Genomic DNA, 24,277 nt, shown 5'->3' on the forward strand with positions numbered 1-24,277 from the left:
AAGAAGTTTCGAGCTCTGTACACCCCGGACAGCCGGGCAACTCGGCGATCCGACGGCGATGCATCGGCTTTGTTAAACCGGATGGCTCCGCGCCGGTCGCATGTCACGGGCGAGGCTTTCGCCCTTTCCGCGCTGCCAGCCGTTGCGTTGATCGGACGCTCGGGTAGGCAGAAGCGCGACATAACCGATACGGTTAAATGTGTCAAGAACAAAATGGCAACTGGTCGTTACCTTGCCAAATAGCGGGCGAAATCCTCGTCGGTCAGGCGCACGGTGACGGTGCGCTCGTCCCCTTCCCCGCTTTCGCGCTCTACGCTGCCGTGCGCGTGGAGCCAGGCAAGCGCGGCGCCGTCGTTGGCCGCGACCCGCAGGTCATGCGGCTTGCGCGCGGCGGTCAGAATGGCCGAGGCGCGCAACGACAGGGTATCGATCCCCTCCCCGTCGATTGCCGACAGCATGACCACGTCGTCGCGCCGCGCCGCTTCATTCGCGACGAAAGCGCGCGCGTCGTCGTCGAGCAGGTCGATCTTGTTCCACGCCTCGATCATCGGCGTCGCCGACGCATCGCCGAGAACCCCGAGATCGGTCAGCACCTGCACGACGTCCGCCGCCTGCGCCTCGCTGTCAGGGTGGGCGATGTCGCGGACATGGACGATGAGGTCGGCGGAAACGACCTCTTCGAGCGTGGCGCGGAAGGCGGCGACGAGTTGCGTCGGAAGGTCGGAGACGAATCCGACGGTGTCGCTCAGGATCGCCTTGCTGATACCTGGCAACGAGACTTCGCGCATCGTCGGGTCGAGGGTCGCGAACAACAGATCCTCGGCCATGACCTTCGCGCCGGTCATCCGGTTGAACAGCGTCGACTTGCCCGCATTGGTGTACCCCACGAGCGCGACCACCGGCCAGGGCGCGCGCCGCCGCCGGTCGCGGTGCAGGCCGCGGGTGCGGACGACCTGGTCGAGCTCTTTCTTCAGCTTTGCCATGCGGTCGCGGATCAGGCGGCGGTCGGCCTCGATCTGGGTTTCGCCGGGGCCGCCGAGAAAGCCGAAGCCGCCGCGCTGGCGTTCCAAGTGGGTCCAGCTCCGCACGAGCCGCCCCGCCTGATAGTCGAGATGCGCGAGTTCGACCTGCAATCGCCCCTCGGCACTCGCCGCGCGTTCGCCGAAGATTTCGAGGATCAGCCCGGTGCGGTCGATGACTTTCGTTTTGGTCTCGGTTTCGAGGTTCCGCTGCTGCACCGGGGTCAGCGCGCCATCGACGATGGTCAGTTCGGCCTCGACCGCTCTTCCCCGCGCGGCGATGGTTTCTACCTGCCCGCTGCCGAACAACGTCGCGGGTTTGGGATCGCGGACCTTGATCGCGACCCGGTCGACGACCTGGATGCCGATCGCCGCCGCAAGCCCCGCCGCCTCGTCGAGGCGTGCGTCGGCGTCGCGCGATGCGCCGGCACTCTGGCGGTCGGGATAGACCACCAGCGCCCGGGCGCCGCGCGAGACACCTTCTTCGCGCTGGAGCTGGAATTCGGCCAATCAGTCCTCGCTGTCTTCGACCGTTTCCTCGGCGAGGTTCAGCGGGTGCGCGGGCTGCACCGTCGAGACGGCGTGCTTGTACACGAGCTGGACCATGCCGTCGCGCTGGAGCAGCATGCAGAACAGGTCATAGGCCGCAATCTCGCCCTGCAACATCACCCCGTTGACGAGGAACATCGTCACCGGGTTGTTCTGGCGGCGCACGGCCGTCAGGAAAATGTCCTGCAATTGCTTGGGCTTGGCGTTGTCCTCGGCAAAGGCCGCCGCGACGGGGGCCAGATCGAGCGGGTTCGACGGCATCACGGTCGAAATCGCGTGCTTGTAGATCAGCTGCGACTGGCCGTCGCGGCGCAGCAGCACCGAAAAATTGTCGAACCAGGTGATGATGCCCTGCAGCTTGACGCCCTTGACGAGAAACATCGTCACCGGGGTCTTTGCCTTGCGGACCGAATTCAAGAACAAATCCTGAAGGTTATTGGGCTTTTCTGCCATGTCGTCAGACCTTTTGCTTTTGGCCCGCGTAGGCGGGCAGTTGCTCTTGGCGTTACGGAACGCAGCTCCAAGATAGCGCAGCCGTGCGGCGCTGCAAGCGGTCAGTCGTCGATATCGTCGCGATCCTCGGCAATGCCCAGGATCTTGAGCTTGCGGTGCAGCGCCGAGCGTTCCATCCCGATGAACGCGGCGGTACGCGAGATATTGCCCGAGAAACGCCGGATCTGGACGCGCAGATACTCGCGCTCGAACGTCTCGCGGGCCTGACGTAGCGGTGCGCCCATCGCCAGCGCCGTGGGGTTGGCCGCCGCCGGTGTCGCGGTCACTTCGCCCGGGAGCAGGTCGGTGTCGATCAGGTCGAGCCGTGCATCGGGGGCAAGAATGAGCGTGCGTTCGATGATGTTGCGGAGCTGGCGGACATTGCCCGGCCAGTCGAACGATTGCAGCGTCGCCATTGCTTCGGGCGAGATCGCGGGCGTCCGCGCACGGCGCTCGCTGGCGAAACGGGCGACGAAATGGTCGGCGAGCACCGGGATATCCTCGCGCCGCTCGGCCAGCGACGGCAGGTGCACGGGCACGACGTTGAGCCGGTAATAAAGGTCTTCGCGAAAGCGCCCCGCCGCGATTTCCTCGGCCAAGTTACGCGCTGTCGCCGACACGACGCGGACGTCGACGCGGACGACGCGCTGGCCGCCGACGCGGGTAAAGCTCTGGTCGGTCAGCACGCGCAGGATTTTCGCCTGGGTCGGGACCGGCATATCGGCGATCTCGTCGAGGAACAGGGTGCCGCCGTGCGCCTGTTCGAGCAGGCCCGCGCGAACACGGTCGCCCTCCTCGCTGCCGAACAACTCCTCCTCGACCCGGTCGGGGTCCATCCGCGCCGAACTGACCGTGACAAACGGGGCATCGGCGCGGGGACTCCAGTTGTGGAGCATCCGCGCGGCGATTTCTTTGCCGACGCCCGCCGGACCGGTGATGAGGACGCGGCTGCCGGTCGGGGCAACACGTTTGAGCGTCGCCCGCACGGCATTGATCGCGTTGGACGTGCCGTTGAGTTCGTCGTCGGTGCCGACGCGTTCCTTCAGCGTCGCATTCTCGCGCCGCAGCCGCTCGGTTTCGGTGGCGCGCGCCACCAGCAAGGTCAGCCGCTCGGCCTCGAAAGGCTTTTCGATGAAATCGACCGCGCCGCGTCGGATCGCGTGGACGGCCGTATCGATATTGCCGTGCCCCGAAAACACCAGCACCGGCAGGGTCGGGTCGCGTTCTTTGAGCACATCGAGCAATTCGAGCCCGTCGAGCCGCGAGCCCTGCAACCAGACGTCGAGCAGCACCAACGACGGGCGGCGCTCGGCAATCGCTGCAAGCGCGGCATCGCTGTCAGCGGCAACACGGGTGGTATAGCCCTCGTCTTCGAGCACACCCGCGACCAGTTCGCGGATATCGCGCTCGTCGTCGACGATAAGAATATCGAGCGCCATCAGGCTGCTGCCTCCGCAGGTTCGGATTCCATCGCGGCGAGTGCTGCGGTGTCGAAATCGATGGTCACGACGGTGCCGCCACCGTCGCGGTCGGCGAAGCGCATCGTCGCGAAATGCTCCTCGACGATCTTTTTGACGATGGCGAGGCCAAGCCCGGTCCCGCGCGCGCGGGTGGTCACATAGGGTTCGACAAGCCGCTCGCGGTCGGCCGGGAGGCCGATTCCGGTATCGCTGACCGACAGTTGGACGGCGTTGGGCGTTGTCGTGATCGTCAAAACGATCTCGCCACCCTCTTGCCCTTCGACAGCCTCGACCGCCTCGACCGCATTCTTGACGATGTTGGTCAGCGCCTGCCCGAGCTGGCGGCGGTCGCATATCAGGTCGGGGTGGATATCGGGCGCAACCATGCGGAACTTGATCGCGGGGTGCGCGACTTCATGCAGGAACAAGGTCTGGCGCGCGATATCGACGAGCGATTCCGGCCGGAACGACGGCTTCGGCATCCGCGCGAACGACGAGAATTCGTCGACCATCCGCCGCAGATCGCCGACCTGGCGGACGATGGTGTCGGTCAGTTTGGTAAAAGTGCCGGGATCGCTGGTGATTTCGGCACCATAGCGGCGCTTCAGCCGTTCGGCGGCAAGCTGGATCGGGGTCAGCGGGTTCTTGATCTCGTGCGCGATTCGCCGCGCGATATCGGACCAGGCGGCGCGGCGCTGGTCCGAGAGCTGCTGAGTCATGTCGTCGAAGGTCAGGACATGGCCGCTGTCGTCGCGCGCGACCTTCACCGCCAGCGTGCGCGTATCGCCGTCGCGGGCAAGTTCGATCACCGATTCGCGCTTGCCGCTGGCGATCAGCTCGGCGAGCTCGGGCGAGATGGCGGCAAGGGGCTGGCCGACAAGCGGCCCGTCCGCCGAGGACAGCAGCGCCGCCGCAGAGGCATTGGTCAGCCGGACTTCGCCCGTCTTGTCGATCGACACCACGCCCGCGCTGACTCCCGACAGCACGGCTTCGATCAGCGCACGGCGGCGGTCGATCTGGTCGTTGGCGGCGATCAGGTCGCCGGTCTGTTCCTGCAAGCGCCCGGTCATGCGGTTAAAGGCGGTCGCCAGGGTGCCGACCTCGTCGCGACTATGCGGCCCGGCGACACGTGCCGACAGGTCGCCGCCGGTGACGCGCCGCGCCGCATCCACCAGCGCGCCGACGGGCTGCACAAGGCGGTCGGCGACGCCGAGCGCGATCCACACCGCCGCGCCGACGATCAGCAGCGAGATGACGAGCAGCGCCGCGTTGAAGCGCAATTGCAAAGAGCGCGAGCGGGCAGAAAGTTCGCGGTAATCGGTGAGGACAGCGCGGGCGCGCTGTATTTGTTCGCTGTAACTCGGATCGAAACGCGCGGCGTAGAGATAGTTGTCCGTTCCCATCGGTAGCCGCGTCAAAGCGCCAATGCCATTTTCGCTTGGCACGGTCACACTGGCAGCGCCCGCGCGCAGTTTTTGCAACATGACCGGCGTTATGAACTTGTTGAGATCGCGTGACCTTGGATCGAGCAGGACCAGCGCCTGGATGTCCCTGCCTGGGGCTGCATGAAAAATCATGCCTTCGGACATTTCGCGCTGGACGAGTTGTCCGCCGAAATTGCCGAGGAATTCGCGGCTATCGATAGGGAGATAGGTCAGGAAACGTGCCATGTCGCCTGCCATCGTCGTCGTGTTTGAAACAATGCGCGCCTGTTCGAAATCATAGCTCGATTGCACGACGCTGGCCGCGCCTTCGAGCGTTGCCTTGGCGCGGTCGGAGAACCAGAACTGCACCCCGACCTGAAATAGCAGCGAGGCGAAGACCACGACGAGCAGCGTGGGGATGCTCGCGACCAGCGAGAAGATCGCGACAAGCCGCACATGCAGCCGCCCGTCGCCGCCGACAATGGACCGTGCCGCCCTGCCCTTGGCAATGCGGCGCCCGATCAGCACGAGCAGCGCGATGGCGGGAATGAGATTGCCGAGCAGCAACGCGGCAACCACCGGTGGGGTCAACAGGCGCTGGGTATCCGTGCCGGTCAGTGTGGCCCAGGTAATAAGCGCCATCGCCACCGACAGCGAGAAGGTGCCGATCTCAACGAACGGCACCCAGCGGCGCCGACGCAGCCACAGCGCGGTTCGGATCCGGATCTGGCGAAGGGGAGACGCCGTCATTGTTGCCGCAATACAACAATGCCGTGGCATTTCAAGCACAGCTGCGGCGGGGTCACCCGTGGCTGCGCCTAGTCGCGGCTGCGGCGGCCGGGTTCGATGCCGAGTTCGGTCAATCGCTTGCGCAGCGTATTGCGGTTGATACCAAGCAACTCGGCGGCGCGGAGCTGGTTCCCCTTCACTGCCGCGAGGGTTGCGCGGAACAGCGGGCGTTCGACGTCGGCGAGAACGCGATCATAGAGTCCCGGTGGCGGCAGGGCGTCGCCGAAGCCGACGAAATAGCGCGCGAGGTGGAGGTCGAGGGCATCGGAAAGGGTCTCGGCGACCAGGGCGCGTTCCGGAACGGCAGAACCGAGTTGCGCGTCGATCAGCGCGGCGGGCACGACCGGATCGCGGCTGATCGCGGCCAGCCGCCGCATGAGGTTGTCGAGTTCGCGGACATTACCCGGCCAGCCGTGCGCGCGCAGGCGGCCTTCAGCATCGCCCGACAGGCGGCGACGCGGCAGCCCGTCGGCCGCCGCGCGCTCGAGGAATGAATTGGCGAGCAGCAGGATGTCGTCGCCGCGCTCGCGCAACGGCGGCAGCGGAATGGGCACGACGTTGAGGCGGTAGTAGAGGTCTTCGCGGAACTGCCCCGCCTCGATCAGCGCGGGCAGATTCTGGTGCGTGGCGGCAACGATGCGGACGTCGACGCTGACCGTGCGCCCGCCGACGGTGGTGAACGCGTTCGATTGAAGCACGCGCAACAGTCGCGTCTGCGCCTCCATCGGCATGTCGCCGATTTCGTCGAGGAACAATGTGCCGCCATTGGCTTCCTCGAACCGCCCGGTTGCGCGCGCATTGGCGCCGGTGAACGCGCCGCGTTCGTGGCCGAACAATTCGGCCTCGATCAGCTCGCGCGGGATCGCGGCCATGTTAACCGGCACGAACGGCTTTTTGCGCCGTCCGCCCATGTCATGGATCGCGCGGGCGACAAGTTCCTTGCCCGTGCCCGATTCGCCGAGCACCAGCACGCTCAAATCGTTGCCGACGACGCGCGCGATCATCCGGTAGACGTCCTGCATCGGCGGCGAGCGCCCGATGAGGGGCAGCGCCGCGTCGGATTCGGCAAGGTCGCCCTCCCCGCTGCCGGCGCGCGCCAGCCCGCTGCGGACGGCCTGCGTCAGCGCATCGAGATCGAACGGTTTGGGCAGATAGTCGAACGCGCCCTGCTCGGTCGCGCGCACCGCCGTGCTCAGCGTATTCTGCGCCGACAGCACGATCACCGGCAGCTCGTGATGCTTCGCCAATATGTCGGGAACGACGTCCAACCCGTTGCCATCGGGCAGAATAACATCGGTAATCAGCAGATCGGGGGTGAACTTCTCGAGCGCCGCTGCCTGCGCGGCGAGGCTGCCGACCGCCTGCACATTATAGCCCTCGCGGCGCAATGCCTCGCCCACGACCGTGCGGATCGCGGCGTCGTCATCGACAACCAGGATGCGTGCGCCCCTCATGCCGCTCTCGGCAAAAGGATACGGAACACCGATTTCGCCGGGCTGCCGTCGCGGGCGAACTGGACGATGCCGCCATTGTCGCGGACAAGCTTGTCGACCAGCGCCAGCCCGAGGCCGCGCCCCGAGGATTTCGACGAAACAAAGGGTTCGAACAAATGATCGACGATTTCATCCGGCGGGCCGGGGCCGTCATCGACAATCCCGACTTCGATCGGCAGCGCGCGGCGCTCGCTACCGCCGCCGACCGAAACCCCGTGGCGATAGCGCGTGGTCAGCGTGACGGTGCCGCGCTGTCCCTCAGGCACGGCTTCGGCAGAATTCTTGATCAGGTTGAGCAGCACTTGAACGAGCGAATCCCTGTGGACGAAAACCGGCGGCAGCGACGGATCATAGGCGTCGTGGATATCGATGCGGTCGCCGAACCCCGCCGCCGCGACCGCGCGGGCGTGTTCGAGGATCGCGTACAGGTTCTGCGCACTGCGTTCGACCGGTCGGCTGTCGGTAAAGGCCTCCATCCGGTCGATCAGGCCCGTCACGCGGTCGACCTCGTCGCGGATCAGGCGGGTCAGGTCGGCCCCCTCCCCGCCCGCGTGGCGTTCGAGCAGTTGCGCGGCGCCGCGGATGCCCGACAGCGGGTTCTTGATCTCGTGCGCGAGCATCGCCGCCGCGCCGATGGCCGAACGGCTGCGGTCGCGCCGGTCGAACTGCTGGCCCATGGCTTGGGCAGCGGTGGCACTTTGCAGGGTGACCAGCCGCCACCCCGGATGGTCGGTGAGCGGCGTCGCATGGAAATCCGCGCGCAGCCGCACCCCGCGCGCGGTTTCGAGCTGGCAATCATAGGCGGCGAAGACCGATTCCTCGCGCAGCCCGTCATAGCAGGACGGCGGCACCCGCAGGACGATGCCGAGCGGCTTGTGCAGCAGGTGCGCGGCGCTGGCGTTGAGCAGCATTTCCGCCGCCGCATTGACGCTGGCGATGCACCCTTCCCCGTCGAGCACGAGCAAGGCGGTAGGCAGCGCCGCGACCAGCGCCTCGGCCGAAGGCGGGCCGACAAGGCTCACGCGCGGGGTCAGGCCGCTGCGCGCGAGCGCCACGGCGCATAAAACTGGTCGAGCATCGACAACACGGTTTTCGGATCGGGAATGCGGTTCACGTCGTTGCGGAACTCCGCCGAACCGTGCAGCCCCTTGGTGTACCAGCCGATGTGCTTGCGCGCCATGTTGACACCGGTCATCTCGCCATAGTGATCGAGCATCATCGCGTAATGCTCGATAATCAGGTGATATTGTTCCTCGATACTCGGCTCGGCGACGCGCCGCCCGTCGGTGAGGAACGCCATCGTCTGCGCGAGCAGCCAGGGGCGTCCGTACGCCCCGCGCCCGATCATCACCCCGTCCGCGCCCGACTGGTCGAGCGCGGTCACCGCGTCTTCGGGCGAGCAGATATCGCCGTTGACGATGACGGGAATGCCGACCGCGTCCTTCACCCGGCGCACGAAAGCCCAGTCGGCGCTGTCACGGTACATCTGGTTGCGGGTGCGACCGTGGACGGTGATGAGCTTCGCGCCCAGATCCTCGGCGATATGCGCGAGTTCGGGCGCGTTGAGCCGCGTGTGGTCCCACCCCATCCGCATCTTGACCGTCACCGGCACATCGACCGCCTTCACCGTCGCGTCGATCAGCGAGGCGGCAAGCGGCAAGTCGCGCATCAGCGCCGACCCCGCGTCGCCGTTGACGACCTTCTTCACCGGGCAGCCCATGTTGATGTCGATGATCGCCGCGCCGCGATCGGCATTCAGCTTTGCCGCCTCGGCCATCTCGTACGGGGTGCAGCCAGCGAGTTGCATCGACACCGGCTCCTCGGTCGCATGCCACGCCGCCTTTTGCAGCGACTGCCGCGTCTCGCGGATCATCGCCTGCGACGCGATCATCTCGGTGACGTTAAGGCCGGACCCGAACCGCCGCACGATCCTGCGGAACGGCATGTCGGTGACGCCCGTCATCGGCGCGAGGATGACCGGCGTCTCGATACGGATCGGGCCGATGTTGATGGGGCGGAGGGGGGTCATGGGGATGCTGCCTGTTTTTTGGGCAGTAGCTGAGGTGGGGCGTGGGGGCAAGGGTCGGGGCCTCCAGAGCCGTCAATCCACCCAGTTGAAGTCCTGCGGCATACCATCCCAAGGAGTGAAGAGGCGTCGACCATCCCAATAGTGAACGCGACCTTCGTTTTGTTTGCGTCGAACGCGCCAAACACATTGCGCTGTGAGCATAGGCAATGCGGTTTGATCCATAACGGGAACCTCAGTGCCGATTTGCCCGTAACCGTCGTCGGAGACAGTGAACTTGGGCAGCGACATCAGTAACGCCGCGTACTTTGTCTCCTTTAGGACGAGGGCAAAGTCGTTGATTGTAACATTGTAGCCCCATCTTGCGTGCACGATACGCGGGTCTTTCCTGCCGCCAATTTCATGCAACATGCGCTCAAGATGTTGTGGCGATACAAGGATCGACTTGTCCGCAATGATACCGTCAGAGGCCTGTTTGCACCATGTGATGACATCATGCGTCACGCTCAACTGCATTGATCCTGAGGTTCGGCCAGCGAAATTATGGGCGACTGGCAAATAAGCTGAGGTAGTGACGAATAATGTTCGATCCGCCCCCTCTACATTGGCCACGCCATGCAACGCCGCCACAGCTTCGAGGCCAATCTTTCGATTAGGTGCATACTTTTTTGCTTGGACAAGCGTCAGGAGATCACCCAGCGGGTCGCGCTGTAACAATCGAATGTCCACACCGCCATCGCCTGAACCGGGACCGAGTTCGGTCTCGAATCCTTGGGCCTGAAAGATCCGTGCCAGCAACTTTTCGTACTCGCGCCAGGATAGACGATGCAGGTCTTCTGGTCGCCCAGCAAAGTGGCTATAAAGCTCTTCGTAAACGTCGCCGAAATCAGGTTCGAGCAAGCCGCATATCCATTGCCACCGGAAGTAGCTGTCATATGCGACCGCTAGAGGACCGTCTTCTTCAGCGTAAATGTGGACCGTGTGGGCATTGTAAGACTCATGCCAGAAGCCGTGGTTCCGCACGAGCTGGTCGAATTGCTCGTACAGCTCTGCGTCGTCTTCGACCACGCGCAGAAGGTCGCCATCCGAAATCAGGATGGTGACAACTGCAGGGCTGCCCGGTTCAGCATCGACATGCTCAGCAAAGGTCTTGAAAAGGGAATCGTACCAAAGCTGGTGAGATTGTGCCCATGTCTGGATTGCTTGCTGTAGGTCGAAAATCTTACCGGCAAGGTAGTCATCGGTGTGTTGAAGCTCGACCATCAATGCGTTCCGTGATCCTTTGCGTTTATACGATAGACGCATTGCAGCCAGTCGATCCACGCATACTAGTATGAACGGGACCATGCGGGGGGAAGTTGCCCAAGCTGCATGTCCAGTACGGTGGCGTGCCGGTGGTAGCTCGGGCCGTAGCGGCGTTCGGCACGCTACGTCGATAGAAAGCCATCGACCCTAGCAGCGCTTACCAGCAACCTGTATATGGCGAGCCAACTGGTTAGGAAGCGCAATGAGCACGGTTAGACCGGTCGATGCCGCAGAGGGCGGCGGATCGGTCGCAATAAACCCGCAGGGCAACAAGGCCACGCAGTTCGCCTCGGTCGAGAAGCGCCGCGCGGTCGATATCGACAGTCTTCGCGCCCTGACGTCCGCGATGCCGCGCCAGAAAGAAAGCGCGCAGGCGTTCGTCCGGGCGATGCGCGACGGCGACCGCTATTGATGCATTACCTCGACACGTCGCGCGCGCTCGGTGTCATGACGCGAGCCGTCGCGTGACCGATACCGCCGTCCTGATCGTTGCTGCCGGACGCGGGGAGCGTGCGGGTGGGGCGGTGCCCAAGCAATTTGCCTTGCTCGGCGGGGCGGCGGTGGTGGCGCGGGCGGTGGGGGCGTTCGGGGACTTGCCGGTGTTTGTTGTGATCGGGGCGGGTCAGGAGGAGGCGCTGGCCTCTGCATTGGGCGGGCGTAGCGTCGCGGGTGTCGTGACCGGGGGGGCGAGCCGCCAGGAGTCGGTCCGCAATGGCCTGTCCGCGATTGCGGCGGCGGGCGGCGCGAGCCGCGTGCTGGTGCACGATGCGGCGCGGCCGTTGTTGCCGCGCGCGGTGCTGGAAGCGTTGATGGCGGCGCTCGAGACGCATGACGCGGCGGTGCCGGTGCTGGCGGTGGCGGATACGCTTGCGCGCGGCGACGATATGCTCGGCGATACCGTGCCGCGCGACGCGCTTTACCGCGTGCAGACCCCGCAGGCGTTCCGCTGGGATGCCCTCATGACGTCGCTCGACCGCTGGACCGGCGGCGATGCGACCGACGAGGCGCAGGTGGTTCGGGCTTGCGGTTTCGGCGTGGCGATGGTTCGGGGGGATGCGATGCTCGACAAGATCACCCACCCGCAAGACTTTGCGCGCGCCGAGGCGATGCTGGCGAGCCGCATGATCTCGCGTTCGGCCACTGGCTACGACGTCCACCGGCTGGCCGAGGGCGAGGAATTGTGGCTCGGGGGTGTGAAGATCGAGCATACCCACGGGCTGTCGGGGCATTCGGACGCCGATGTCGCGCTCCACGCGATCACCGATGCGGTGCTCGGGTGTATCGGCGCAGGCGATATCGGCAGCCATTTTCCGCCGAGCGACGCGCAGTGGCGGGGGGCGTCGTCCGACCGGTTTCTCGCCCATGCCGCGTCGCTGGTCGCGGCGCGCGGCGGGATCATCGATTTCGTCGACCTGACCCTGATCTGCGAAGCGCCGAAGATCGGGCCGCACCGCGAGGCGATACGCGCGCGCGTTGCCGATATCTTGCAGGTGCCGCCGCGCCGCATTAGTATCAAGGCAACGACGACCGAGCGACTGGGCTTTACGGGGCGTGGCGAGGGGATCGCCGCACAGGCCATCGCGACGGTTCGTGTTCCGGAGGATATGTGAGCGAGACTGCCGAAGCCGGTGCTGCACCGCACCGCGACTACTTATTGCCCGACGAGCTGGTCGAGATGGCCAAGCGCGTGATCGAGGCCAATCGCGCGGCGGGCCGGACCGTGTCGGTCGCCGAAAGCTGCACCGGCGGGCTGGTCGGCGCGGCGCTGACCGAGATTCCGGGCTCGTCCGACGTGCTGCTCGCCAGCATTGTGTCCTATGCCAACGAAGCGAAGATTTCACTGCTCGGCGTGGGCAGCGATATCGTCGAAACCTTCGGATCGGTGTCGGTCGCGACGGCCTGGGCGATGGCGCGCGGGATGATGGAGCGCAGCGGCGCCGATGTCGCGGTCGCGATTACGGGCGTTGCGGGGCCGAATGGCGGCACCGAGAAAAAGCCGGTCGGGACGGTGGTGTTCGCCAAGGCGCTGCGCGGCGGCAATCCCGACGATATCGATGCCCAGAAACGCCATTTCCCCGACAACGGGCGCGGCGGGGTGCGGCTTCAGGCGGCGCTGTGTGCGCTCGAACTGCTGATGCCCGAGGAAGCTGCATAGAGTTCGTGCGCGCGCGCCTCGAACGCGCCGATCATCTTGCGGAGCGCCTGATCGAAGAATTGCCCGGCAATCGCCTCGAACAACCGGTTCTTGAACGCGAAATCGACAGTGAAGTCGACGGTACAGCCGGTGGGTGTCGGTTCGAACACCCATTCGTTGCGGAGATGCTTGAGCGGGCCGTCGAGATAATCGACATGGATGGTGCGGGGGCGTGCCTTGACCACGCGCGAGGTGAATTTCTCGCGCAATTGCTTGAAGCCGACGAGCAGGTCGGCGACCATTTCGGTGTCGCTGTCCGATTTGACACGCACTGCCGACACCCAAGGCAGGAACTCATGATAACGCGCGACATCGGCGACCAGATCGAACATCGCTTCTGCGCCATAGGGCAGGCTGCGGCGTTCGTGGTGACGGGGCATCAGCCGAGCCTTGCCCCGAGCTTTGCCTCTCGCGCCGCCTTCAGCTTCGCGAAGTCATCGCCCGCGTGATAGCTCGACCGCGTCAGCGGCGTCGAGGCGACGAGCAGGAACCCCTTGGCGCGGGCGATGGCGGCATAGGCGCTGAAGGTCGCGGGGGTGACGAATTCCTCGACCTTGGCGTGGCGCGGGGTCGGCTGGAGATACTGGCCGAGGGTCAGGAAATCGACATCGGCCGAGCGCATGTCGTCCATCACCTGATGCACTTCCATGCGCGCCTCGCCGAGCCCCATCATCATGCCCGATTTGGTGAAGATCGTCGGATCGTGGCGCTTGACGCTCTCGAGCAGGCGCAGCGAGGCATAATATCGCGCGCCGGGGCGGATCGTCGGATAGAGGCGCGGCACGGTTTCGAGATTGTGGTTGTACACATCGGGTCGCGCCGAAACGATAGATTCTACAGCCGCTTGCGACTTGTTCCTGAAATCGGGTGTCAGGATTTCAATCGTCGTTTTCGGCGTGGTCCGCCGCAGTGCTTCGATCACCTTCACGAACTGCGACGCGCCGCCATCGGGCAGGTCGTCGCGGTCGACCGAGGTGACGACGATATGTTCGAGGCCGAGTTCGGCGGCGGCATCGGCGGTATGCTGCGGCTCCATCGCATCGACCGCGCGCGGCATCCCCGTCTTCACATTGCAGAACGCGCACGCCCGCGTGCACGTGTCGCCGAGAATCATCACCGTCGCGTGCTTCTTGGTCCAGCATTCACCGATGTTGGGGCACGCCGCTTCCTCGCACACGGTGGCAAGGTTGAGGCGGCGCATCAGCGCCTTGGTCTCGGCAAAGGCCGCGCCCATCGGCGCTTTCACGCGAATCCAGTCGGGCTTGCGGGGACGCGGGGGGACGATTGCGGGGTCGGCTTCGCTCATGGCGTGCAGATAGCGTCGCGCGCGCTGTCTTGCCACCCCCTGCCCTGCCGCGTTACGGGCGTGGCATGACCGACAAGATGATCGAAGGCTATCGCAAGTTCCGCGACACCGGTTGGGTGCGTGAAAAAGCCAGGTGGGAGGAACTGGCCCAGGGCCAGAGTCCGCGGACGATGATTGTCGCCTGTTCGGACAGCCGCGTCGATCCGACGATCATTTTTCAGGCGGCCCCGGGCGAATTGTTCGTCGTCCGCAATGTCGCCGCGCTCGTGCCGCCCTTCGAGACCGGCGGCGGGCGTCACGGTGTCTCGGCGGCGCTGGAATTTGCGGTGACCCAGCTCGAAGTCGCCGAGGTCATGGTGATGGGGCACGGCGCGTGCGGCGGCTGTGCAGCGGCGCTGTCGCGGACCTTCGAGCACGCTCGCGCCGGCGAAGGCGGGTTCATCGCGCACTGGATCGACCTGCTCGACGAGGCGCGCGACCGGGTGAGTGCCGAACATGGCACCGGTGCCGAAGCCCAGCGCGCGCTGGAGATGGAGGGCGTGAAGGTCAGCCTCGCCAATCTGCGGACCTTCCCCTGCATTCCGGTTCGCGAAGCCGCGGGCACATTGCAGCTCAGGGGCAGCTATTTCGCGCTGACCGAGGGGGTGTTGTACCTGTTGGATGAGGCGACAGGAGAGTTTTCGCCGGCTTGAATCGCCCGCCGCGGCAAAGCCGCGTCGTCGGTCGGCGAGCCGCCGTCCGGGCTTGCGCGAGGGTGCGCTAACGTAGCGCAGCCCCGCGCTGCGCCTAAATCTCCACCTGGCTCCCCAGTTCCACCACCCGGTTCGTCGGCAGGCGGAAGAACTCCATCGCGCTTTCCGAATTGTTGAGCATCCAGGCGAACAGCTTTTCGCGCCATATCGCCATGCCGGGGCGTGACGACGGCAGCAGCGTCTGGCGCGCGAGGAAGAAGCTGGTGTCCATCATCTTGAACGCGGGGCCGCAACCGGTGAGGCGCGCGAGGGCGGCCGGCACATCGGGTTCCTGCATGAAGCCGTATTTGACGACAAGCCGGTGGAACCCCTCGCCCAGATCTTCGAGGCGGCAACGTGTGTCCTCCTCGACGAACGGCATGTCGGCGATCTTGACCGTCAGCAGGATAACCCGGTCGTGGATGACCTTGTTGTGTTTGAGGTTGTGGAGCAGCGCGTGCGGTACGCCGTCCGAGGCCGAGGTCATGAACACCGCCGTGCCCCCCACGCGCGTTGCCGAACTGGCCGCCGACTGGATGAAGACTTTTACCGGCATCGCCGCTTCGCGCAGGCGCGCGATCATCAGTTCGCGGCCCTTGGCCCAGGTCGTCAGTAGGACGAAGATGATCGCCGCGACCAGCAGCGGCAGCCAGCCGCCCTCCGGCACTTTCAACAGGTTGGACGACAGATACGATCCATCGATGATGAGGAACGTGCCGGTGACCAGATACACGCGCCATTTCGGCCAGTTCCAGACCTTCGCCGTCAGCACGCCGATCATCATCGTCGAAATGAACATCGTGCCCATCACGGCAATGCCATAGGCTGCGGCAAGGTTGCTCGATTTCTGGAACGTCAGCACGAGCAGCAGGACCAGGACCATCAACACCCAGTTGACCACCGGCACATAGATCTGGCCGTACGCGCTGGCGCTGGTGTGCATGATCTTCAGGCGGGGCATCATGCCAAGCTGGACCGATTGCTGGACGACCGAGAACGCGCCGGTAATCATGGCCTGGCTTGCGATGATCGTTGCGAGCGTCGCGAGAATGACGAGCGGCAGCCGCATCTCGTCGGGGGCCATCAGGAAGAACGGGTTCTCCGCCGCCTCGGGCATCCGCATCAGCAACGCCGCCTGCCCGAAATAGTTGATCGTCAGCGCGGGCAGCACGACCCACAGCCAGGCTACACCGATGGGCTTGCGGCCGAAATGCCCCATGTCCGCGTAGAGCGCTTCGGCACCCGTCACCGCAAGGACGATCGAGCCGAGCGCCAGGAACGCGAGCAGCGGGTCGTTTTCGAAGAACAGGAAGGCATAATGCGGCGACAGCGCGGCGAGGACTTGCGGGTGCTGGAGCAGCTGGATCACGCCCAGCACCGTGAGCGTCGCGAAATAGACGAGCACGATGGGGCCGAAGAATTTGCTGATCGTCTCGGTTCCGCGCGACTGGACCATGAACAGCCCGACGAGGATTCCGACCGCAATCGGCAGGACGAGCCGGTTGAACCGCTCATCGACGACGCCGAGACCCTCGACCGCCGACAGCACCGACATGGCCGGCGTAATCATCGCATCGCCGAAGAACAGGGCAGTGGCCGTGACCGCCAGCATCACCAGCAGGCCCGAGCGTTTCCCCGCACCGGTCTTGCGCGTGATCAGCGCGAGCAGGGCCATGCTGCCCCCCTCGCCCTTATTGTCGGCACGGGTGACCAGCATGACGTATTTGAGTGTCACGATCATCATCAGCGACCAGAAAATCAGGCTGAGCACGCCGAATACGTGGAGCTGATCGACCGGCAGCGGGTGATGGCCGCGAAAGGTTTCCTTGACAGCGTAGAGCGGCGACGTGCCGATATCGCCGAACACGACGCCGATCGCCCCGACGGCCAGCTTGGGCAGGCTGCCCTCGATGCGGTGCCCCTCATGGTTCTCGTCGTCGCTGTGCGGTTGCGCTAAATTGGTGTCGGCGCTGGTCATCGACGGTCGGAACCTGCCAAAAAGATACGGCTTGCTGCCGGACGCGCGCCCCTAGCACCGTGGAAAGTGCCGTGCAATCGAGACAAGTTCGGGGAATCATGTTACGGCTGAGAGCAATATTATTACGAGGAGAGTCGGAATGCGCGTCGGTGTCCCGAAGGAAATCAAGAACCACGAATATCGTGTCGGGCTGACCCCGGCGTCGGTCGCCGAACTGACGGCGGCGGGCCATGAAGTGCTGGTCGAGGCGCTGGCGGGCAATGGCATCGATTTCAGCGACCGCGATTATATGGACGCGGGCGCGCGCATCCTGCCCAATGCGGCCGAAGTATTCGCCGCCGCCGAGATGATCGTGAAGGTGAAGGAGCCGCAACCCTCTGAAATCGCGATGCTTCGGCCCCACCACACGTTGTTTACCTACCTCCACCTCGCCCCCGATCCTGCCCAGGCGAAGGGGCTGATGGCGTCGGGTGCGACGTGCATCGCCTATGAAACGGTGACCTCGAAGTCGGGCGCGCTGCCGCTGCTGAAACCCATGTCGGAGGTCGCGGGGCGCATGTCGGTACAGGTCGGCGCGCATTATCTGGAAAAGGAACAGGGCGGGCGTGGCGTCCTGCTCGGCGGCGTTCCCGGCGTGGCTCCGGCGCGGGTCGCGATCCTCGGCGGCGGCATTTCGGGCGTCAATGCCGCGCAGATGGCGGTCGGGATGCGTGCCGATGTGACAATTTATGACATTAACAACGACCGGCTCGCCGAACTCGACATGTTTTTCTCGTCGCAGATCAAGACGCAATACGCGTCGCGTGCGGCGATTGCGGCGGCGGTCGAGCGCGCGCATCTGGTGATCGGTGCGGTGCTGGTGCCGGGGGCTGCCGCGCCCAAGCTGGTGACCCGCGAGATGCTCAAGACGATGAAGCGCGGATCGGTGCTGGTCGACATCGCCATCGACCAGGGCGGCTGTTTCGAGACATCACGCCCGACGACCCACGACGATCCGGTGTTCGTCGAGGAAGGCGTCATCCATTATTGCGTCGCCAATATGCCGGGCGCGGTCGCGCGCACGTCGGCTTTCGCGCTCAACAATGCCACCCTGCCCTTCGTCGTGCGCCTTGCCAATCTGGGCGCTGCGGGCGCGATGGCGGCGGACCCGCATCTGGCGGCAGGGCTGAACGTCATGGGTGGGCAAATCCGGCACAAGGCCGTGGCGGAAGCACTCGATCTGCCGTTTGTCGCCTAGAACCTGATCTGCACCACCGGCTCGGGCACCGCGCGCGGGACCAAAGTTACCGACCCGCGCGGGGTCTCCGGCGCTGGATAGGCAGTTTCGGCAAGCACCGGTCCATTGAGCAGCATGTCGTGCGCCAGGCGCACCACCATGCGCGCACAGACCAGCCTCAGCGATTCTTCGGGCGGCCATGCCGCGACGTCTTGCCCGACCAGCGCCGCAAGGCCGAACGACCGCGCGCCGGGCGGGTCGCCGCGGGTGGCGAAATCGAAGGCGATCAGGCTGTGCACGGGCACGCTGTCGTCGGACCATTCGGCAAGTGCGGTTTCGAGCTGTCCGGCATCGAGCACCACGCCCGAATGCGTCAGCGTCATGTGGGCATCCGCGACCCCCTGCATCAGCGCTGCCGCCGCCGTCATCAGGCGTTTCAGCTGGACGAGCGGCGCGACCGCGCCGACCGCGTCGTCGCACTCGAGCACCAGCGATTCTGCGTCGGTGTCCACTCGACTCGCGATGCCGGACATGGCAGTATAATCGGCCGACCCTGAGGATCGACCTGCCGACGACCAGGGCGCGATCGACACGGTCAACCCGACCGGATCGCCATTCGGGGCGAGGATGGTTTCGTTCATGGAATGTTCTGATACCATGATTTGGACCGTATGGCGCGCCGTTGCATCCGTTTCGGACAAGGTTGAACGCACGACGATGAACCAATGCGTCCGCTGCGGGCTGTCCAAATCTTGAGCCGCTTCTCGCCCCAGTTCCTCGACGAGTTGCGCGGTCGCACGCTGTTGTCCGCGCTGGTGGGACGCAGCCTGAAGCTGACCCGCGCGGGGCGGGAGTGGAAGGCGTGCTGCCCGTTCCACCACGAGAAATCGCCGAGCTTCTATGTCAACGACGACAAGGGCTTCTACCATTGCTTCGGCTGCTCGGCGCATGGCGATGCCATTCGCTGGATGACCGACCAGCGCGGGCTGTCGTTCGTCGATGCGGTCAAGGAACTGGCCGATGGCGCGGGGCTTGCCCTGCCCGCCCCCGACCCGCGCGCCGCCGAGCGCGACGAGCGCGCGTCGAAGCAACATGACGTCATGGCGGCAGCGGCGGAATGGTTTGCGGGGCAGTTGCGCGAGGAGGGCGGCGCGGAAGCGCGGGCGTATCTGGCGAAGCGCGGGATTGCCCCCGCCACGGTCGATACATTCGGCATGGGCTTTGCGCCCGACCGCCGCGATGCGCTGAAGACCGCACTCGCACGCTTCGGCGACGCGGCGCTGATCGAGGCCGGACTGCTGATCCAAGTCGAGGAAAAAACGCCGTATGACCGGTTCCGGGGGCGGCTGATGATCCCCATCCGCGATCCGCGCAGTCGCGTGATCGCGTTCGGCGGACGGATATTGGGTGCGGGCGAGCCGAAATACCTCAATTCGCCCGACACCCCGCTCTTCGACAAGGGGCGCACGCTGTACAACCTCGACCGCGCCGCACCCGTGGCGCGCAAGGCCGGACGGCTGATCGTCGTCGAGGGTTATATGGACGTGATCGCGCTCGCCCAGGCGGGGATATCGGAAGCGGTCGCGCCGCTCGGTACCGCCTTGACCGAAGCGCAGCTCGAACGTCTGTGGCGTGTGGTCGATGTGCCGGTGCTGTGCTTCGACGGCGATAGTGCCGGGAAAAAGGCGGCAGTGCGGGCCGCAGAACGCGCGCTGCCGTTGCTCGCGCCAGGACGGTCGCTGTCGATTGCGATGCTCCCTGCGGGCAAAGACCCCGACGATATGGTCCGCAGCGGCGGACCGGCAGCATTCGAGCCGCTGGTCGAGAGCGCCTTGTCGCTCGTCGATCTGTTGTGGGACCATGAGGTAGCCGCGCTGCCGCTCAAGACGCCCGAGGCGCGGGCCGGGCTGAAGCGGCGGCTGGCGGAGTTATCGGCACTGATTGCCGACGGCGACGTCCGCCAGCAATATCAGGAGGAATTGCGCCAGCGGTTCGAGGCGGCGTTCTTCGCGCCGCGCGGGGACCGTCGCCCCGCTCCCGTTCGTGGGAATCGTCCGGCGGGCAAGAAATGGTTCGACCCCGCCCCTGCCCTGCCGGGCGAAAATGCGCGGCGGATCGGTGGCGGCGGCGTCGATGCGTTGTACGGACGCGCGATCATGGCCGGGCTGCTCCGCCACCCCACCATGGTGTCGACCTGTGCCGAGGCGCTATCGATGCTCGTGATCGGGGACGGTGCGCTCGACCGGCTGCGCTCGGTGCTGCTCGACGCGGCCTACGACCCGCCCTCGGTTGAATCGGGCGGAATCGATACCATATTCGCCCAGACGGGCCTTTCGGCGCTCGTCGAGTCGCTGCGGCGTGCGAACGGGCTTGCCTTTTCGTTCGCACGCAGCGAAGCGGACGCCGAGGTGGCGCGCAGGGATTTGGCACTGGCAATCGAGGCACTGGCATCGCGGCCCGAACTAGACGCGGCGCTGGAGGCGGCGACGGCACGGCTGGCGATGGGGCCGGATGCCGATGGTTTTGCCGAGCAGATGCGGCTGATTGCCGCGCGCGCCGAAGCCGATCGCGCCCTTGCGGCGTTATCGGCGGATGAAGACGAATGATTGGGAACGGGTTTTAGATGGCGAAAACGAACGTGGCCGAGGCGCCGGAAGCAGCCCCCGAGGGGACCGATGCGCCGCTGATCGATCTGAACGATGCCGATATCAAGAAGATGGTCGCCCGCGCCAAGAAGCGCGGGTACATCACGGTCGACGACCTGAACTCCGCCGTCGGCGAGCTGACGACCGACCAGATCGAGGACGTCATGTCGGCGCTCAACGAGATGGGCGTCAATGTCGTCGAGAACGACGAAGCCAGCGAAGACGGCGACGACCAGAAGGAAGACGAGGAAGAGATCGAGGCCGTCGACGGCGCCGATCAGGGCCATGTCGCCGAAAAGGTCGTCAAGGTCACCGACCGCACCGACGATCCTGTCCGCATGTACCTGCGCGAAATGGGCGCGGTCGAACTGCTCAGCCGCGAAGGCGAAATCGCCATCGCCAAGCGGATCGAGGCCGGTCGCGACACGATGATCCTGGGCCTGTGCGAATCGCCGATCACTTTCCACGCGATCATCGGCTGGTCGGACGCGCTCAACGCCGGCACGATGCAGCTGCGCGAAATCCTCGACCTCGACGCGATGCTGTCGAAAGACCCCGCGCCCGAGACGCTGACCGACGACGACGAAGAGGCCGACGGCGAGATCAGCGAAAAGAACGCCGGGCCGACGTTCAAGGAAGAGGAAGAGCCCGAGGAAGTCGTCGCCACTGCGGGCGAGGACGACCATGACGAGGACTCGCTGACCGAGCGCCGCACGCCGCGCCCGTCGGACGACGAGGAAGAGGACAACACGCTGTCGCTCGCCGCGATGGAGGAGTTGCTCAAGCCCTCGGCACTCGAGAAATTCGCGACCATCACCGCGCTGTTCAAAAAGTTCAGCAAGGTCCAGCAGGCGCGCATCGATGCGCTGGGCGTCGGCAATGATTTCCCCGGCAGCGAGGAAAAGAAATACCACAAGCTGCGCGAGGAGCTCACCGCGCAGGTCGAAAGCGTCCAGTTCCACAATGCCAAGATCGAATATCTGGTCGATCAGCTTTACAGCTTCAACCGTCGCCTGACCGCGCTCGGTGGCCAGATGCTGCGTCTGGCCGAGCGTCACAAAGTGCCGCGCAAGGCGTTCCTCGACAGCTATGTCAATCGCGAGCTCGACGAAAGCTGGCTCGATTCGGTCAAGGCCATCGACAAGAAGTGGACAGCGTTCGCGACCAATGAGGGCGATGCGGTCGAGCGTATCCGCGTCGAGGTTGCCGAAATCGCGCAGGCGACCGGCATGTCGCTCAGCGAGTTCCGCCGCATCGTCAACACCGTTCAAAAGGCCGAGCGCGAGGCGCGGATCGCCAAGAAGGAAATGGTCGAGGCCAACCTGCGCCTCGTCATCAGCATCGCCAAGAAATACACCAACCGCGGTTTGCAGTTCCTCGACCTGATCCAGGAAGGCAACATCGGCCTAATGAAGGCGGTGGACAAATTCGAGTACCGCCGCGGCTACAAGTTCAGCACCTATGCGACCTGGTGGATTCGCCAGGCGATCACGCGCAGCATCGCCGACCAGGCGCGCACGATCCGCATCCCGGTGCACATGATCGAGACGATCAACAAGCTGGTCCGCACCAGCCGCCAGTTCCTCCACGAACAGGGCCGCGAGCCGACGCCCGAGGAAATGGCTGAGCGCCTGTCGATGCCGCTCGAAAAGGTCCGCAAGGTGATGAAAATCGCCAAGGAGCCGATCTCCCTCGAAACGCCGATTGGCGACGAGGAGGACTCGCATCTCGGCGATTTCATCGAGGACAAGAATGCGGTCATTCCAGTCGATGCGGCGATCCAGGCGAACCTCAAGGAAACCGTCACCCGGGTGCTGGCATCGCTGACCCCGCGCGAGGAACGCGTCCTCCGCATGCGCTTCGGCATCGGCATGAACACCGATCACACGCTCGAGGAAGTCGGCCAGCAGTTCAGCGTAACGCGCGAACGCATCCGCCAGATCGAGGCGAAGGCACTGCGGAAGTTGAAGCACCCGAGCCGTTCGCGGAAGATGCGGTCGTTCCTCGACCAATAGGTCCGGTACGCCGTGCTGTTCGACGACGTTATCCTCGGTCGCCGGAGCATCAGAGGCTATAAGCCCGATGCGGTGCCCCGCGCGCTGATCGAGGAGGTGATCGGCCTTGCCATGCGCGCGCCGTCGTCGATGAACACACAGCCGTGGAATTTTACGGTTGTCACCGGCGAACCGCTGAATCGCATCCGCGCGGGCAACACCGAGCGCATGGTCGCGGGCGTGCCGCAATCGCGCGAGTTTCGCACCGGCGAGGCGTTTGCCGGACCGCATCGCGACCGCCAGATCGGCGTCGCCAAGCAATTGTTCGCCGCGATGGGCATTGCCCGCGACGATGCGGCGGCCCGTCAGGATTGGGTGCTGCGCGGCTTTCGCCAGTTCGACGCGCCGGTTTGCGTCATCATCACCTACGACCGCGCCTGCGACGGCAGCGACGACACCCCGTTCGATTGCGGCGCGGTGGCGACGGCGCTTGTCAACGCAGCCTGGTCACGCGGGCTGGGGGCGGTCATCAACAGCCAAGGCATCATGCAATCGCCGGTCGTGCGCGAACATGCGGGCATTGCCGGGGATCAGGTCATCATGAAAAGCATCGCGCTCGGCTGGCCCGACGAGAGCTTTCCGGCAAATGCGGTCGTATCTCCGCGCAAGTCGGTCGACGAGGCGACGGTGTTCGTCGGTTTCTACGATTAAGGCGGGGTAACCCGCGCTACACGTCCAGATTGGCGACCCGGCGCAATTCGGATCGCAAGCGCTGCTCGTCGAAGGCATGCTGCGCGAATTCGCCGTGGCGCTCGACCCAGAACAGAAAGAGATGCGCCGACCAGCGATTGGGATTGGGCTGCGTCCGGCCATGACGCAGGTCGATCCCGCGATAGAGGACCGCGTCCCCCGGCTGCATTGCGACCGCGCTATGCGGTTCGTCGCCGAAATCCTCGACGCAAGGCCGCTCCTCGTCGACCCGCTCCGATCCCATTTCGAGCGGCCAGGGCAGGTCATCGCTATAGGCCAGCGTGAGCGACAGGCTATGTTCGCACGACGGGCGATCCGAATGGACGCGGCAGATATCGTCCTTTCGGTAGATGCGGAAATAGTCGTAGCTGGGCAGCACATCCGCTTCGGTCAGGTTGGCGATCGTCGGCGTCAGCGCCCAGAGAAAAGTGGTCAACGGCCGGTAGAAATGGCCCGAAATCTCGACGGTCGGATGCCGCGAAAGCGGTTGCGGCCGGGCAAAGGTGTCGAACGACTTGCCCGCACTTTCCAGGTCCATGTGCAGCTGTTTGAACAGATTTGCCGCAACCTCCGGCGGGACAAGCCCCCGGATCGTCGCATAACCGTCTTCGCGGTAATTGCCCTCGACGTGCATCGGGGGCTCAGCGCGACGGGGCGCACCGGCAGGCGCGCAAGTCGTTCAGGGTGGACATGGATCTATCCCGGCTACTCGGCGACCGCTCCAAGGCTGTCGGTCCGCCGTTTTGAAACTCGACAACACGCAGCGCGCTCAAAAGGGACGCGAAGCGGATCGTCGCGTATTATTTGAAGGCATTCTCCTCGATTTTCAACCCGTTGACGCAGCTGTCGTCGCGCGCACGAGCGACCTGCCCTTGCCCGCTTGTCTTTCAGCCTTTAGCGGCGCTC

General features: G+C 65.0%; 21 protein-coding genes. 8 read left to right on the top strand and 13 right to left on the bottom strand.

Annotation, left to right across the window (positions count from 1 at the left end; all coding sequences use genetic code 11):
* Window positions 1-227: 227 nt before the first annotated feature.
* The 8 genes from hflX to M0209_RS05045 form a co-directional block, all read right to left on the bottom strand.
* Window positions 228-1,529, bottom strand: a complete 1,302-nt coding sequence (gene hflX, locus M0209_RS05010; RefSeq protein WP_258887197.1) for a GTPase HflX — start codon at window positions 1,527-1,529, stop codon at window positions 228-230.
* A complete protein-coding gene (gene hfq, locus M0209_RS05015) occupies window positions 1,530-2,126 on the bottom strand; it encodes an RNA chaperone Hfq (protein ID WP_309547086.1) in 597 nt (198 codons plus the stop codon).
* Window positions 2,123-3,499 (bottom strand): sigma-54 dependent transcriptional regulator, encoded by a 1,377-nt coding sequence (locus M0209_RS05020; protein ID WP_258887198.1) that lies wholly within the window; start codon window positions 3,497-3,499, stop codon window positions 2,123-2,125. Before M0209_RS05020 ends, hfq begins: the two co-directional genes overlap by 4 nt.
* On the bottom strand, window positions 3,499-5,694 hold the full coding sequence (locus M0209_RS05025; protein ID WP_258887199.1) for an ATP-binding protein: 2,196 nt from the start codon (window positions 5,692-5,694) through the stop codon (window positions 3,499-3,501). The genes M0209_RS05020 and M0209_RS05025 overlap by 1 nt, the downstream gene beginning before the upstream one ends.
* 68 nt (window positions 5,695-5,762) lie before the next feature.
* Window positions 5,763-7,187 carry a nitrogen regulation protein NR(I) gene (gene ntrC / locus M0209_RS05030; protein WP_258887200.1) on the bottom strand — a complete coding sequence of 475 codons (1,425 nt, stop codon included), beginning with the start codon at window positions 7,185-7,187 and terminating at the stop codon, window positions 5,763-5,765.
* Entirely contained in the window at window positions 7,184-8,281 is a 1,098-nt protein-coding gene (locus tag M0209_RS05035) for a nitrogen regulation protein NR(II) (protein WP_258887201.1), read from the bottom strand. The genes ntrC and M0209_RS05035 overlap by 4 nt, the downstream gene beginning before the upstream one ends.
* A complete protein-coding gene (gene dusB, locus M0209_RS05040; protein WP_258887202.1) occupies window positions 8,257-9,255 on the bottom strand; it encodes a tRNA dihydrouridine synthase DusB in 999 nt (332 codons plus the stop codon). The genes M0209_RS05035 and dusB overlap by 25 nt, the downstream gene beginning before the upstream one ends.
* Window positions 9,256-9,327: 72 nt before the next feature.
* On the bottom strand, window positions 9,328-10,515 hold the full coding sequence (locus M0209_RS05045; protein WP_258889569.1) for a restriction endonuclease: 1,188 nt from the start codon (window positions 10,513-10,515) through the stop codon (window positions 9,328-9,330).
* A gap of 244 nt (window positions 10,516-10,759) precedes the next feature.
* Here M0209_RS05045 and M0209_RS05050 point away from each other — a divergent pair, with 244 nt between their 5' ends.
* The 3 genes from M0209_RS05050 (at window position 10,760) to M0209_RS05060 (ending at window position 12,712) form a co-directional block, all read left to right on the top strand.
* Window positions 10,760-10,969, top strand: a complete 210-nt coding sequence (locus tag M0209_RS05050) for a type II toxin-antitoxin system prevent-host-death family antitoxin (RefSeq protein ID WP_258887203.1) — start codon at window positions 10,760-10,762, stop codon at window positions 10,967-10,969.
* 52 nt (window positions 10,970-11,021) lie between these two features.
* On the top strand, window positions 11,022-12,167 hold the full coding sequence (locus tag M0209_RS05055; protein ID WP_258887204.1) for a bifunctional 2-C-methyl-D-erythritol 4-phosphate cytidylyltransferase/2-C-methyl-D-erythritol 2,4-cyclodiphosphate synthase: 1,146 nt from the start codon (window positions 11,022-11,024) through the stop codon (window positions 12,165-12,167).
* 65 nt (window positions 12,168-12,232) lie between these two features.
* Complete coding sequence (locus tag M0209_RS05060; RefSeq protein WP_258889570.1) at window positions 12,233-12,712, top strand: CinA family protein; 480 nt, start codon at window positions 12,233-12,235, stop codon at window positions 12,710-12,712.
* On the opposite strand, the gene M0209_RS05065 is transcribed toward M0209_RS05060, so the two are convergent.
* Window positions 12,661-13,131 carry a type II toxin-antitoxin system RatA family toxin gene (locus tag M0209_RS05065; protein WP_258887205.1) on the bottom strand — a complete coding sequence of 157 codons (471 nt, stop codon included), beginning with the start codon at window positions 13,129-13,131 and terminating at the stop codon, window positions 12,661-12,663. The two genes, M0209_RS05060 and M0209_RS05065, sit on opposite strands and share 52 nt — an antisense overlap.
* A complete protein-coding gene (lipA, locus tag M0209_RS05070; protein ID WP_258887206.1) occupies window positions 13,131-14,057 on the bottom strand; it encodes a lipoyl synthase in 927 nt (308 codons plus the stop codon). Before lipA ends, M0209_RS05065 begins: the two co-directional genes overlap by 1 nt.
* Window positions 14,058-14,122: 65 nt before the next feature.
* Between lipA and M0209_RS05075 the strand changes: the two genes are divergently transcribed.
* The gene (locus M0209_RS05075) at window positions 14,123-14,749 is read left to right on the top strand and encodes a carbonic anhydrase (RefSeq protein WP_258887207.1); all 627 of its coding nucleotides are present in this window, start codon (window positions 14,123-14,125) and stop codon (window positions 14,747-14,749) included.
* Between the two features lie 94 nt (window positions 14,750-14,843).
* Here the strand turns inward: M0209_RS05075 and M0209_RS05080 are convergent, their stop codons facing one another.
* Window positions 14,844-16,766: a potassium transporter Kup gene (locus M0209_RS05080; RefSeq protein WP_258887208.1), complete on the bottom strand. Its 1,923-nt coding sequence runs from the start codon at window positions 16,764-16,766 to the stop codon at window positions 14,844-14,846.
* Window positions 16,767-16,905: 139 nt separating this feature from the next.
* On the opposite strand from M0209_RS05080, the gene ald reads away from it, so the two are divergent.
* Window positions 16,906-18,003 (top strand): alanine dehydrogenase, encoded by a 1,098-nt coding sequence (gene ald, locus M0209_RS05085; RefSeq protein WP_258887209.1) that lies wholly within the window; start codon window positions 16,906-16,908, stop codon window positions 18,001-18,003.
* On the opposite strand, the gene M0209_RS05090 is transcribed toward ald, so the two are convergent.
* Window positions 18,000-18,623, bottom strand: a complete 624-nt coding sequence (locus M0209_RS05090; RefSeq protein ID WP_258887210.1) for a hypothetical protein — start codon at window positions 18,621-18,623, stop codon at window positions 18,000-18,002. The genes ald and M0209_RS05090 overlap by 4 nt on opposite strands.
* 111 nt (window positions 18,624-18,734) lie before the next feature.
* On the opposite strand from M0209_RS05090, the gene dnaG reads away from it, so the two are divergent.
* Genes dnaG through M0209_RS05105 form a run of 3 tightly spaced genes read left to right on the top strand, consistent with a single transcriptional unit; the run spans window position 18,735 to window position 23,332 of the window.
* Window positions 18,735-20,588, top strand: a complete 1,854-nt coding sequence (gene dnaG / locus M0209_RS05095; RefSeq protein WP_258887211.1) for a DNA primase — start codon at window positions 18,735-18,737, stop codon at window positions 20,586-20,588.
* A gap of 17 nt (window positions 20,589-20,605) precedes the next feature.
* The gene (gene rpoD / locus M0209_RS05100; protein WP_258887212.1) at window positions 20,606-22,642 is read left to right on the top strand and encodes an RNA polymerase sigma factor RpoD; all 2,037 of its coding nucleotides are present in this window, start codon (window positions 20,606-20,608) and stop codon (window positions 22,640-22,642) included.
* 12 nt (window positions 22,643-22,654) lie between these two features.
* Window positions 22,655-23,332 carry a nitroreductase gene (locus tag M0209_RS05105; RefSeq protein ID WP_258887213.1) on the top strand — a complete coding sequence of 226 codons (678 nt, stop codon included), beginning with the start codon at window positions 22,655-22,657 and terminating at the stop codon, window positions 23,330-23,332.
* A gap of 16 nt (window positions 23,333-23,348) precedes the next feature.
* On the opposite strand, the gene M0209_RS05110 is transcribed toward M0209_RS05105, so the two are convergent.
* On the bottom strand, window positions 23,349-24,005 hold the full coding sequence (locus M0209_RS05110) for a hypothetical protein (RefSeq protein WP_258887214.1): 657 nt from the start codon (window positions 24,003-24,005) through the stop codon (window positions 23,349-23,351).
* Window positions 24,006-24,277: the final 272 nt, after the last annotated feature.

The organism is Sphingomonas sp. SUN039, assembly GCF_024758725.1.
Taxonomy (GTDB): domain Bacteria; phylum Pseudomonadota; class Alphaproteobacteria; order Sphingomonadales; family Sphingomonadaceae; genus Sphingomonas_O.